General features: G+C 56.6%; 11 protein-coding genes. 1 reads left to right on the forward strand and 10 read right to left on the reverse strand.

Translation table 11 applies throughout. The features are described 5' to 3' along the window. Window positions 1–315 precede the first annotated feature (315 nt). The 10 genes from KO536_RS09780 to KO536_RS24440 form a co-directional block, all read right to left on the reverse strand. The gene (locus KO536_RS09780; RefSeq protein WP_257622873.1) at window positions 316–1,083 is read right to left on the reverse strand and encodes a hypothetical protein; all 768 of its coding nucleotides are present in this window, start codon (window positions 1,081–1,083) and stop codon (window positions 316–318) included. A 16-nt stretch (window positions 1,084–1,099) separates the two neighbouring features. Further along, the gene (locus tag KO536_RS09785) at window positions 1,100–1,915 is read right to left on the reverse strand and encodes a phosphatase PAP2 family protein (RefSeq protein WP_219261772.1); all 816 of its coding nucleotides are present in this window, start codon (window positions 1,913–1,915) and stop codon (window positions 1,100–1,102) included. A gap of 14 nt (window positions 1,916–1,929) precedes the next feature. Next, a complete protein-coding gene (locus KO536_RS09790) occupies window positions 1,930–2,775 on the reverse strand; it encodes a MipA/OmpV family protein (RefSeq protein WP_219261773.1) in 846 nt (281 codons plus the stop codon). A gap of 50 nt (window positions 2,776–2,825) precedes the next feature. Continuing rightward, a complete protein-coding gene (locus KO536_RS09795; protein WP_219261774.1) occupies window positions 2,826–3,860 on the reverse strand; it encodes a DUF1254 domain-containing protein in 1,035 nt (344 codons plus the stop codon). A gap of 147 nt (window positions 3,861–4,007) precedes the next feature. Beyond that, window positions 4,008–4,991, reverse strand: coding sequence for an AraC family transcriptional regulator (locus KO536_RS09800; protein WP_219261775.1), 984 nt, complete (start codon window positions 4,989–4,991; stop codon window positions 4,008–4,010). Window positions 4,992–5,247: 256 nt separating this feature from the next. Then, a complete protein-coding gene (gene arsH / locus KO536_RS09805; RefSeq protein WP_133078648.1) occupies window positions 5,248–5,946 on the reverse strand; it encodes an arsenical resistance protein ArsH in 699 nt (232 codons plus the stop codon). Between the two features lie 9 nt (window positions 5,947–5,955). Further along, a complete protein-coding gene (locus tag KO536_RS09810; protein WP_219261776.1) occupies window positions 5,956–6,426 on the reverse strand; it encodes an arsenate reductase ArsC in 471 nt (156 codons plus the stop codon). Between the two features lie 28 nt (window positions 6,427–6,454). Beyond that, the gene (locus KO536_RS09815; protein ID WP_219261777.1) at window positions 6,455–7,738 is read right to left on the reverse strand and encodes an arsenic transporter; all 1,284 of its coding nucleotides are present in this window, start codon (window positions 7,736–7,738) and stop codon (window positions 6,455–6,457) included. Between the two features lie 22 nt (window positions 7,739–7,760). Beyond that, window positions 7,761–8,108 (reverse strand): metalloregulator ArsR/SmtB family transcription factor, encoded by a 348-nt coding sequence (locus tag KO536_RS09820; RefSeq protein ID WP_219261778.1) that lies wholly within the window; start codon window positions 8,106–8,108, stop codon window positions 7,761–7,763. A gap of 310 nt (window positions 8,109–8,418) precedes the next feature. Beyond that, on the reverse strand, window positions 8,419–9,318 hold the full coding sequence (locus tag KO536_RS24440; protein WP_219261779.1) for a helix-turn-helix domain-containing protein: 900 nt from the start codon (window positions 9,316–9,318) through the stop codon (window positions 8,419–8,421). A gap of 380 nt (window positions 9,319–9,698) precedes the next feature. On the opposite strand from KO536_RS24440, the gene tynA reads away from it, so the two are divergent. Then, window positions 9,699–11,969: a primary-amine oxidase gene (gene tynA, locus KO536_RS09830; protein WP_219261780.1), complete on the forward strand. Its 2,271-nt coding sequence runs from the start codon at window positions 9,699–9,701 to the stop codon at window positions 11,967–11,969. Window positions 11,970–12,247 lie beyond the last annotated feature (278 nt).

Genomic DNA, 12,247 nt, shown 5'->3' on the forward strand with positions numbered 1-12,247 from the left:
CAGAGCCCTGTACGGCTGGTAGCCCGCGTACAGGTTTGTCGTCGTTGCAAGAGCGGCAGGAATTCCTGCCGCGTCGTCGACTATCACCCAAGGCGCCCGGCATTACAGAGGAAGCCATGACCGAATTCATCTCTATAGCCAAATACCTATACGCGATAAATATTTTGTATAGGTTTTGATCAAGATAGGCTGAAAAAAAACACCTGACAATGAATCAATAATCTTTTTTGTGCGCACGCGAAAACCTCACAACGCAGAGATGTGAGGTTGCTCGGATAGCTGATTGTGCTGTGTGGGAGCTTTAGGATGAGCGGCTCAGAATCGCCCACTAATACCCAGCAACGGCCCCTTCTGGACAATGTCGTAGACAAAGCCGTCATGACGATAATTAACCCCCAGCGCCCGGTAACCGGCCACCGCCGAAAACCCGGGGGAAAACTCCCAGCCTGCAAGCGCTGCCAGGTCCCAGTCTTCCCGGGACTGCCCGGCGCCCGCCATCCCCCAGGATGACAACCAGAATCGATCGTTCACGGCATAGTGCCCGCGCAGGCCTGCCATCGCGTCTGCCCATGTCGCATTGTCAGAGCCCGACAAGCCACCAAGGGGGCCACCATGGAAGGTGAGGGTGGTGCCGCTGTACCAGACACGCACGCCACCGGCGACATCCAGTCGACGATTATCATCACCCAGCACTGTGTAGCCGCCACCCAGGAACCCGGAGGCTGTCTTGCTTTCTACCTCAAGTTTGGCGCCCCCAGGCAGGTGGTTGCGGGTGTCGGTGTCGATGTACATCAGGTCGGCGAGCACGCTGTAGGGGCCTCGACGCGCCTCACCCATCAGCATCACCGACATATCGACCGTCTTGGCGATGTCGGAGAAATCGGATTTGATGAACTGGGTGCCAGTACTGCCATGACCCACGTGTCCACGAATGCCAGCACCCCATAGGTAAGGTCCGCCGTTGAACGTCCAGTCTTCGTTGTCTGCCGCCATCGCGGGCCCGGCTGCGATGAAGGCGCCAGCCAGTAGTGCCAGACGTGCGTGCTTGCGCCGCAAAGCCGAGCGGGTGTTGTCACTGTACATGATGGTGTTTTCCCGATCAGTGCTGGGTCAGCGAGAGCGCCACGGCCTCGGCCGCACAGTCCTGTGCAGGCTTCAAGCCAGCTTTTTGCGCGGCCTTGACCTCTTCCTTGGCGGCCGCCATATCCGCCAGGAACGTCGGATTGCTGTGCAGGCTCGCCACCGTCGCAGCGCCCATGATGCGGCCTGCATCGACGTCGCTCTGCCAGTGAGCGTCGCAGATGACCCGGCTCTGGCCGAATGACAACCCGCGGGTCATCAACTCGGTTGCACGCGCAGGCTGTATCTCGGCCAGCAACAGCCCCCAGGCCCAACCGGCTGCGGAGTGGCCGGAAGGCCAGGAGCCATCCGTGCGCAGCAGCGGTTCCATGTCTTTGCGGCAGGTTCCTTCGTTGTGTGCCACGAATGGTCGGGTGCGGTTGTAGGCATTCTTCCCGGCATAGGTGGAGCCGCCCGCATCCGACAGGGTGCGCTGCATCAAGGTATAAAGATGCGGTGTGTTTTTCTCGGTGATCGGCGTACCCATCGCGCAGGAGAATGCGTTGGCCGGGCCCGGGAATGACAGCTCCGCATCCGTCGCAGCGAGTTTCTCCCGGGCCGTACCGCGTAGCGACAGCGCTGCTCGCCGTGCTTCCTCATCCCGTGCCAGCGCCGCAGAGTCGGGCTTTGGCGGGGCGCCCAGCAACGCCAGGCCCAGGGGCAGGTCTGCTGAAGGTAGATAGCCTGGGGCCAGCTTGAAGTGAGGGTCCGTGACCTTGGTGGCAGCATCGTCGGCAAGCACCAGCCCCGACCAGAGCAGGCCCGCCAGCCCCAGTTGCTTATGTACTGTTTTCATCGAGTGTTCCCTTATCAAAACCGGTAAAGGGCATTCAGATAGGCGCCTGCGCCCACGCTCTCACCCGTCAGCGGGCTGTTGCGGGCGTCGGAGACCAGTGCGTAGGTCTTGATGCCGCCTTCCAGCGCCAACTGTGGTTGCCATTGCCACGTGAGGCCCAGCTTCAAGGTCACGTCCCGCATGCCGCCACCGGGGTGGTATTCGTCGAAGCCGGTTCGCGCCGCTTGTTGGGCGGTGACGCCGAAGCGCGCCATCATGTCTTTCTCATTGCTCCAGGTGCCGTACAGGGTCGAGTCCAGGGTCAATGTTGAAGACAGCGCGTAGGTTGTGACGAAACCGGCTTCCAGGAACGCGGTACGCCCAAGGCTTTCGCCACCGTAATTGCGGCTCTGGCTAGCTTGCAGGCCACGAACAAACAGACGACCGCCCGGCAGGACCCAATACGCTTCCGCCCCGACAAGCGCAGTGCTGTCCAGATTACCCATTCCCCTCAGGTAGTCATCGCGACCGCCCAGCGTGTGGATTCTTTCCTTGCGACCCTGGTCGTAACCCAGCAACAGGGCGATCCCGAAAGGGGACAATCCTGGCAAGTCCCAGCGCAGGCCGTCCGGGAATGAGGCGGTAAACTTGCCCCAGTTTTCAGTAGGCAAAACCGCCTTGAGTTTTAGGGACGGGAACGCGGCGTAGTGTGAAGAGCCTTCGTACAAGGGGCCGACGGCGAGTCCGCCACCGACTGTGACAGACGGCTCGCTGCCTGAGTCGTCGGCGTGTGCAGGCAGTGCCATCGCGAGGGCGAGGGTCGCCCCCGTTATGAACTGAGCTGGATGCTTGAAAAAGCTTGAACCACCGATGGTCGTCATTGATTGTTTCCTTTGGTGCAAGACGTCAGAACTTTTAGTTAATGGCTGATTTAGAGGGCGACGGGCTGCGGTTTTGGGAAAAGCCACTGGCCGTTCAATATCGGGTCACTCGGTTGATAAAGACGGACCGTATAGTTCCAGCCGGGCGGAGTAGGCAGGCAGTTAGGGATCTTTCCGTCACAGCCACCGAACTGGATGACAATCGAGCCGTCATCATTTTTCTTGGCCGTTAAGTTGTTCAGCGAATAAGCGTCGTAAGGGTTTTTCTGGAAGTAACCCTCTGCGTTGTAAACACTGACAGACCAGAAACCGTTGACGGGGACATCTCCCACGTTGAGCCGGTAAATGGTTTTGCCATCGTTCTCAGGCATCACGCCGCCAAGGTAAATGGCGTCTTTGGCCGGGTTGCCGCCCCACCCTGTGGCAGTGCCGATAAGGTGGTGAACGGGATTGACCGTGCCCTTGGGACCAAAGGACTGGTTGTAATCGGGAATAGTCGAACCCAGGACCTCCAGGGCATCACGCACTTTTGTCTGGCTGGCCTGGTCCCACTTCGGAACCACGAATTCCCCCACCTTGGCCTGGCTGACGGTGATTGCGTCTTGCAGCGCATGTACCTTTTCAAGGTCTTTGCGATCCGTGGGATCGAAGAACGTGCGCACAGCGACAAACACATAACGTGTACCGACTGCCTCTTTCGTCAGTGTCTGGCGGCCGGCGCCGTAAGTGACGATAGGAACGTAGTGATCTTCATTGACCACCGCCATCGACATGAACCGTCCGGCGGCCTCAGGCAAGATGATCGTGACGGGGCCTGCATCGAGATCGAAAACCGCAGACGAATAGAGCGTGTCCCGATTCATCCGGACCACATTCTGGGCGTCGATGGGCACCGCTTCGCGGGTATGAACAAACCGGCCCAAACTGCCAGTCGCGACCATTTTCCCCAAGTAGAGGTCGGACTCGGCACGGGTAAAATTATCTACACCCACCGGTATCGACGCATCCGAGTGCGACTGTGCGTTGGCACTTCCGAACGCTGCCAGCGCTATTGCGAAGATGCAGGCCGTGGACGAATGGGACATTTAAACCTCTTGCTTTTATAAGTGGGCGTTAATTTTTCGACTGTATAAGAACGCCTTGACCCAAACTTGCCATTTGGTGCCAAAAACAAAGTGAGCAGGCACGCGAACGCGCCTTTGGAAAGGGGAGGAATATTTAGGGGAGGGGGGTTAGAGGTCTTGTTTCAACAGGGCGCGATAACGCGACGGCGGGCTCCCGGTCCAGCGCTTGAAGGCCCGCGTAAAGTGCGCTGGATCGCTGTAGCCGACCATATAGGCAACTTCAGTCGCGCTGTATCTGCCGGTGGCAATCAACTTAAGGGCTTCACTGCGACGTGTCTCGTCACGCAGAGCATCGAAGTCGATGCCGCAATGTTCAAGTCGACGCTGCAAGGTTCGAACAGACAACCCGATCTTTCTTGAAATAGTCGTCAGCTTGGAGAGTTCCTGATCCGCTATCTGCCGGGCGAGCACGTCAGCTGCGTCAGCGGTCGACTTCAAGGCCTGGGTGATTTTCCAGGCGACATCTTTTACAGGTTGCAGGGGGATTTCGAGCAACTCACGATCGAATTCGATCATGTTGTACTCGGCGTTCATGACGAGGTTCGGGCCCAGGTATTCTTCCAGCGCCTCGTCGCCGCGCTCTCTCGGGTTTTTCAGATGCACGCGTATGGCACCAGCCGCACCGGACATGAGCGGCACTTTTCGAAGTACCGCCAGTGTGCCGAAAATGACCTGCTTGGGATCAGCCCCGTGGTGCCCGGTAAAGTGCTGGATCAGTTTCGTCGTGCGGCCTTCGGTGATAATTCTGACTTCGCTTCCCTGATGTAACAAATCCGTATGGACTGCCGCTGCTGCACAAGCCTGAGCGAGGTTGGTCGAGCCCAATATCAACTCGCCCCACATGCCGGTTGAGCGCACATCTGTGAGGTGCCCGATCATCCCCCCGCCGAAGGGATCCTGCGCGATAGCGGCCATTTTGTTGGCAATATGAAAACAGTCCGCTCGCGGTACCCAGGCTTCAGGGTTTTGAAAAACATGGGGGGAAATACCAAAACGCCGAAAGAACTCCAGCGGCGAAACCCCGCGCATGCTCAGGTAGGGGGCTATTTGCCTAAGTGTGCTGAGTCTGATGGCCGGCCTGGCATTCGTCATTGGTATCCGCACCTGTTTTTAAAGGCAATGCACTTGAGAACCGTTTTGGGACGCATGTAAAAGCGGGCAAACATTTTGCCAAAGTCGCGCTGTTGACAGTACAGGAGCCACGACTTTCGATCATCGATTTTCGACATTCACACCGCACCGTAGCGCGTGCAGACGGGTTTCAAGCAGCAAGCATCGCCAAAGAGAAAAAGGCGGCTGTGCGAACTGAATCGCTCCGTTTTTTTAACTCAAAAGACATGCCACCTTCTCAAATTGAACGCTGGTTAACACGCGCCATCAGTTGCTCAGCCGATTCTTTGCGTTCCGAGTAGCGATCTACTAAAAAATCTTGCCGATCGCGCAGCAGAACAGTGAACTTCACAAGCTCTTCCATCACATCGACGACGCGGTCGTAGTACGCAGAGGCTTTCATCCGTCCGGCCTCATCGAATTCCATATACGCCTTCGGAACTGAAGACTGATTGGGGAGGGTGAACATGCGCATCCAGCGACCCAGCACGCGCAGTTGATTGACCACGTTGAACGACTGCGAGCCGCCGCACACCTGCATCACCGCCAGTGTCTTGCCCTGGGTGGGTCTTACGGCGCCAAGCTCCAGCGGGATCCAGTCGATCTGCGCCTTGAACACCGCCGACATCGCGCCGTGACGTTCCGGCGAACACCAGACCTGGCCTTCGGACCATAACACCAGATCGCGCAGCTCCTGCACTTTGGGATGGTCGACTGGCACATCGTCAGGCAGGGGCAGACCGGACGGGTTGAAGATGCGCGTTTCGGCACCGAAGTGTTCGAGCAGGCGTTCGGCCTCTTCGACCAATAGGCGACTGAAAGAGCGCTCTCGGGTCGAGCCGTAGAGAAGCAGGATGCGCGGTTTGTGCCCCTCGATCAGCAATGGCCCGGAATGATCGAACAGGGTGGAGTCGAGGTTGGGCAGATGTTCGGACATATATCCTCCTTAAAGCACGCCGATGCGGTCGAGCTCGGTTTTCAGTTCGTCGCGGCTGAGACGGGTAAACGGTAGATCAAGAAAGGCCCGGCATCGTCGTTCGATGTGCGCCAGGGTGGCGCGAAAGGCAGCGTCAATTGCCGCTTCGTCAGCCGTCACTTCGGAGGGATCCTCTAACCCCCAGTGGGACTTTAGCGCCGGGCCGAAATACACCGGACAGGTTTCACCAGCGGCTTTGTCGCAAACGGTAATGACGATGTCCGGCGGATTGCCTTCGAAGGCGTCATTGCCTTTGCTGTACAGGCCGTCAATCGAGATACCGGCCTGTTGCAAGGTAGTCAGGCTGCGCGGTAGTACCTGGCCTTTGGGGAAGCTGCCAGCACTCACCGCTTCGAATCCCGGCGGTGCCAGGTGATTGAACATGCCTTCTGAAAGGATGCTGCGGCAGCTGTTGGCGGTACACATAAACAGGACTCGCATGGGGTTTTCCTTGCGCATTGGGCGGACATCAAAGACTGAGGCGCAGGACTAGCGCCGACAGGGTAATCAGCAACACCGGGAGGGTAAGCACGACGCCGACCTTGAAGTAGTAACCCCAGGTGATGCGCAGGCCTTTGCGCTCCAGCACATGCAGCCAGAGCAACGTGGCCAGACTGCCGATGGGGGTGATTTTCGGGCCCAGGTCGCAGCCGATGACATTGGCGTAGATCATCGCTTGGCGAATCAGCCCTTGCGCATCGCTGGCCTGAATCGACAGCGCGCCGATCAGCACGCTGGGCATGTTGTTCATCACCGACGACATCAGCGCAGACAGCAGCCCCGTGCCGAGGGTGGCGCTCCATATTCCCTGTTCAGCGAGGCGGTTGAGCAGTTCGGAGAGAAAGTCCGTCAGTCCGGCATTCTTCAGGCCATATACCACTAGATACATGCCCAGTGAAAACACTACGATCTGCCACGGAGCATCCCTCAGCACGCGACGTGTCGAGATTTTGTGGCCCTTGGCGGCGACGCCTGACAGGATTGCCGCACAGACCGCAGCCACAGCGCTCACCGGGATGCCCAGCGGTTCCAGGGCGAACAGCCCTACCAGCAGGATCAACAGCGTCCAGCCACCGACGATGAACGTCGCGCGATCGCGGATCGCTGCTTTGGGCTCCTGTAACGCATCCGTCGCATAGTGGTGCGGCAGGTCTTTGCGAAAGTAGACAAAGAGCACCAGCAAGGTCGCGGCGACACTGGCCAGGCTTACCGGCACCATCACCGACGCGTATTCGGCAAAGCCCAGTTTGAAATAGTCAGCGGAGACTATGTTCACCAGATTGGACACTATCAGTGGCAGGCTCGCGGTGTCGGCAATGAAGCCTGCAGCCATAACGAACGCCAGGGTTGCGGCAGCTGAAAAGCGTAGTGCGATCAGCATCGACATGACGATGGGAGTGAGGATCAGCGCCGCGCCGTCGTTGGCAAAAACCGCCGACACTGCCGCCCCGAGCAGTACACAAAACGCGAATAAGCGGTAACCACTGCCTTTCGCCCAGCGCGCAACATGCAGCGCAGCCCATTCGAAGAAGCCGGCTTCATCCAGCAGCAGACTGATGATAATCACCGCGATAAACGTGGCGGTCGCGTTCCAGACGATGGCCCACACCGCAGGAATGTCATGTAGCGAGACGACACCAACCGCCAGCGCTGTCATTGCGCCGAGGGTAGCGCTCCAGCCGACGCCGAGGCCTTTGGGTTGCCAGATGACCAGCACGAGTGTGAAGACGAAAACAGCGATAGCGACAAACATTCAAGACTCACTTGATCCGGGGTCAGCAGCAGGTCGCTTCGCGAACCGGACGGCCATCCATGTTTTGTAGACGGGCGGCGTTATCCTTGAGCCAATCGGCGTTGGCCCTGGACGTCACTTGCAAGATGTCGTGAACCCAGGCCGGAAAATCCGGATTGAGGCGGTAATAGACCCATTGGCCCTGACGACGATCAAGCAGCAAACCATTGCTGCGCAATTGCGCCAGGTGGCGGCTGATTTTTGGCTGGCTTTCATCAAGGGCGCACATCAATTCACACACGCACAACTCACCTTGATCGGCAATCAGCAGGGTCGCGCGCACGCGGGTTTCATCGGCCAGGCTCTTGAAGAGTTTGGTGGGAGTGATCATGAGAGGCTCGCTACATACGGAATGCCGAATATACGCATATCCATATATAACTAGCAAGAAAAAAACTTCTTACGGCCAACAGCGGACGTTCGCTCCCGGCTGCTGACGACCCATACGTTCGTGTTGTACCCGAGCAGAACGCATCTTGCTCCGCAGGTACATGCTTTGTCGGCTGGGTAAGTCAGCGGTTTGCGCTTATTTATCCTGCGTGGCTTGAATAAAAGAGTACCGGGGATCGGGCGCGCAGTTCGCAACTACAGCCTTTGGCCAAGACACTGCAGCTGTGATGTGCGAGCCACTATGGCAGGCGTTACCTTCGCTCAAGACAGCGCAAAGCCGACGGTAACTCGTTAAACAGTTTCTGATATTCCAGGGTGAAATAACTCGAGTGGCCAAACCCCCAACGTTCGGCGATATCGGCAATGCTTGCATATGGGTCCTCTTTCAATGCGCGGCGCGCACCGTTCAAGCGAACCGACCGCAGATACTGCACAGGTGTAACCGCGGCCACCGACTGAAAACTATATTGAAGTGTGCGTCGTGACACCTTCAAACGTCGACAAAACTCAAGCACGTTCGTTGGCGTTGCGGGTTCTTCAATCAACCACTGATGACAGCGTTCAACGATGTAATTGTGGGTACCAGGCCGCGGCGTTTCCTGAGGTGCATCAGTCACTCGCTCCAACCACTCTACGGCCATGAGAGTCAGCGACTGCCATGTCGAGCTGGTCGGCGAGCCCTCCATCAAAGCCTTGAACATCACTATGCCAGGGGCCATGCGGTGTGTTCGCAGGCACACGCGTTTCGGCCGATCCAGTTGCATCAATGCATCGAGCACCGCTTCGTCCAGCAGCCCGCGTAACGTTGCATAGGGAATCGACATGCACAGCACATCCATGCCCGCGGGTGTGAAGACGCGATATTCGTCGTTCGGCAGCAAAACTGTTGCGCATTTTTCCGCCATCGTCCCTTGATAATCCACAGCAGGCCAAGCCAGCGGAAACAATATGTTGACCGCATTGCGCGGTAGACAGATGTGCTGGATAACCTGCTGATTGAGACGCTCACGAAACAGCTGAACTTCACCCGCCTGGACCACATCCAGCCAACCTTGGAGGCGGCCGCAGCTGAGCTGGTCATAGCGCTGACGCCAGCCTGGCAATGCGTTGGCATGCTCGAAAATATCGGTTGTATGAAGGGATTGACGCACGCGGAACCTCTACGGGCAGGACTCTGTAACGGGTAAATGTTACAAATTGTTAGCAAGCGTTATGCCAATAAAATCCCCCCCCCAATACGTGCTGAAGGACCAAGTAGTGCCATTTAAAGCACCAACTTGCAGCATGCCTGCGTCAAGTTAGTGCGCCGCTCTGGCGCAACTATCACTGCCAGCCCCTGGCGTGATGAATTGCCAATTTGTGTTAAAGGACGCCAACAACTTCACCTTACAGTGATTGTGCCTGCTGGCTCCCGACTACTTCGCTCTCATGCATAGAACGCTGTTTGGCTCGCCCGCAAAATTGAACAAGAAAACCGTTGGCGAAAGAAACATGCCTCATTACTTTACTGGGCACTTTAAGGACTTCACTGATGAGTCATACACTCAAACGCCGTCAATTTAATTTAGCTCCGCTGGCCTTGGCTTTAGCCCTTGCCGGCCTTGCCTCGACCGCCCATGCACATGGCGGCGCAGCGCAGATGGTGCCCCTGAAGTCGACCCTGGAAAATTTTGGGGCCACTGTAAAATGGGACGACTACGCCAACCTCTTCGTTATTTCCAAGGATGGGGCATATATCAAGGTAAAGCCGAACAGCAAAGTGGCGATGCTTAACGGCAAAAGACTGGAGCTTAGCGTTCCGGTGGTTTTCAAAAAAAATACTGCACTGATGTCGAATAACTTCATCAATGAAGTATTCCAGTCGGGCCTGGATAAAACGTTTAGCGTCGAAACCCGGCCTCATCCACTTAATGCTTTGAGTGCAGACGAAATCAAGTTGGCGGTCGAGGTGATCAAAGCTTCGGAGCACTCTAAAAAAGACTTCCGGTTCACGGCAATATCGCTCCGGGGGCCGAAAAAGAGCGAAGTCTGGGACTTTATCTATACCGGAAAGCCCGTAAGCCAATCTCGCGAGGCCGATGTGACCGTGCTCGATGGCAGGCACGTCGTCGAAGCTGTGGTAGACCTGGGCAGCAAAAAACTCCTGAGTTGGGAACCGACCAGGAATGTTCACGGGATGGTCTTGCTGGACGACTTCGCGACTGTGCAGTCTGTCATAGAAGGCAGCACTGAATATGCTCAGGCGCTGGCCAAACGTGGCATCAAAGACGTCAAGAAGGTCGTCACTACGCCGCTCACTGTGGGCTACTTTGATGGCAAAGACGGCCTTGTTCAGGACCAGCGTCTGCTTAAGGTGGTCAGCTATCTGGATGTTGGCGATGGCAACTACTGGGCTCATCCGATCGAAAACCTGGTGGCCGTCGTCGACCTGGAAACCAAGAGCGTGATCAAGATCGAAGATGGAGTGATAGTGCCGGTGCCAATGAAACCTACGCCTTACGACGGGCGAGGGCGTAAAGCGGCGACCGTCAAGCCACTGGAGATCATCGAACCCGAGGGCAAGAACTACACGATCACCGGCAACAGCATTCACTGGCAAAACTGGGATCTGCATTTGGCACTCGATTCGCGGGTAGGCCCGGTGATTTCCACAGTCACCTATAACGATCAGGGCAAGAAGCGCAAAGTCATGTACGAAGGGAATCTGGGCGGCATGATCGTGCCCTATGGAGATCCAGACGTGGGCTGGTACTTCAAAGCCTATCTCGATTCCGGAGACTACGGCATGGGGACTCTCACTTCCCAGATCCAGCCTGGCAAGGATGCGCCTCAGAACGCGGTGTTTGTTGACGCGACCATCGCCGACTATGCCGGATCGCCCGTCAATATCCCCCGCGCGATGGCGATATTCGAACGCTATGCGGGACCTGAATACAAGCATCAGGAAATGGGCCAACCCAACCTCAGCACCGAGCGCCGGGAACTGGTCATTCGATGGATCAGCACCGTCGGCAATTATGACTACATTTTTGACTGGGTCTTCCAGGAAAACGGTGTGATCGGTATCGACGCAGGTGCAACTGGCATCGAGGCAGTCAAAGGTGTGAAGTCCAGCACCATTCATGACGCCACTGCCAAAGAGGACACTCGCTACGGTACCTTGATCGACCACAACATTGTCGGCACCACTCACCAACACATCTACAATTTCCGCCTGGACATGGACGTAGATGGCGAAAACAACTCGCTGGTCGAACTTAATCCCGTAGTTGCCAAAAATGACCGCGGCGGGCCGCGCTCCAGCACCATGCAGATTGACCAAAAGGTGGTCAGCACTGAGCAGCAAGCTGCACAAAAATTCGATCCCGCGACTATTCGCCTGATCAGCAACACGAGTAAGGAAAACAAGATGGGATACCCGGTGTCCTACCAATTGATCCCTTATGCAGGTGGGACTCACCCTGTGGCCAAGGGCGCCAATTTCGGTAGCGACGAATGGCTGTACCATCGACTGAGTTTCATGGACAAGCAGATATGGGTGACCCGTTACGATCCTCTGGAGCGCTATCCAGAAGGTAAATACCCGAATCGCTCTGCAACGGATACCGGTCTGGGCCTATTCACAGCCAACAACCAATCGATCGAAAGCAGTGACAATGTGGTGTGGCTTACCACTGGTACCACTCACGTGGCTCGCGCAGAGGAGTGGCCGATCATGCCAACCGAATGGGTGCACGTACTGCTCAAGCCTTGGAACTTCTTCGACGAGACACCCACACTGAACCTCAACTCACCGAAATAAGCTCAGCCTCTGTAGCCGTTTTCAGCTACAGAGGTTTCCCCCTGGTTGTGGTCGTCACAGGTAATCCTTACCCAGCCAGATTGTTGCGGCGCGTGCTGAGGCCTCACGTACGTTTTCACTCTTGCCAGATATTCAATTAAATGGCGCCAACATGGTGCAACTCATAACTCTTTGCACCACTGTCTCGCATGAAAAACTCGACCGAAAATCGCAAAGATCAAGTATGTCCGTTAGGCGATACATTATGACCTTCCAGGGATAGATGTCCTGTATTCATA

Source organism: Pseudomonas sp. NKUCC02_KPG, assembly GCF_019345465.1.
GTDB lineage: Bacteria > Pseudomonadota > Gammaproteobacteria > Pseudomonadales > Pseudomonadaceae > Aquipseudomonas.

Bases quoted from the DNA above. Each gene is read 5' to 3' on its own strand.
- KO536_RS09780 (WP_257622873.1), bottom strand. From the start codon at position 1,083: ATGTACAGTGACAACACCCGCTCGGCTTTGCGGCGCAAGCACGCACGT.
- KO536_RS09785 (WP_219261772.1), bottom strand. From the start codon at position 1,915: ATGAAAACAGTACATAAGCAACTGGGGCTGGCGGGCCTGCTCTGGTCG.
- KO536_RS09790 (WP_219261773.1), bottom strand. From the start codon at position 2,775: ATGACGACCATCGGTGGTTCAAGCTTTTTCAAGCATCCAGCTCAGTTC.
- KO536_RS09795 (WP_219261774.1), bottom strand. From the start codon at position 3,860: ATGTCCCATTCGTCCACGGCCTGCATCTTCGCAATAGCGCTGGCAGCG.
- KO536_RS09800 (WP_219261775.1), bottom strand. From the start codon at position 4,991: ATGACGAATGCCAGGCCGGCCATCAGACTCAGCACACTTAGGCAAATA.
- arsH (WP_133078648.1), bottom strand. From the start codon at position 5,946: ATGTCCGAACATCTGCCCAACCTCGACTCCACCCTGTTCGATCATTCC.
- KO536_RS09810 (WP_219261776.1), bottom strand. From the start codon at position 6,426: ATGCGAGTCCTGTTTATGTGTACCGCCAACAGCTGCCGCAGCATCCTT.
- KO536_RS09815 (WP_219261777.1), bottom strand. From the start codon at position 7,738: ATGTTTGTCGCTATCGCTGTTTTCGTCTTCACACTCGTGCTGGTCATC.
- KO536_RS09820 (WP_219261778.1), bottom strand. From the start codon at position 8,108: ATGATCACTCCCACCAAACTCTTCAAGAGCCTGGCCGATGAAACCCGC.
- tynA (WP_219261780.1), top strand. From the start codon at position 9,699: ATGAGTCATACACTCAAACGCCGTCAATTTAATTTAGCTCCGCTGGCC.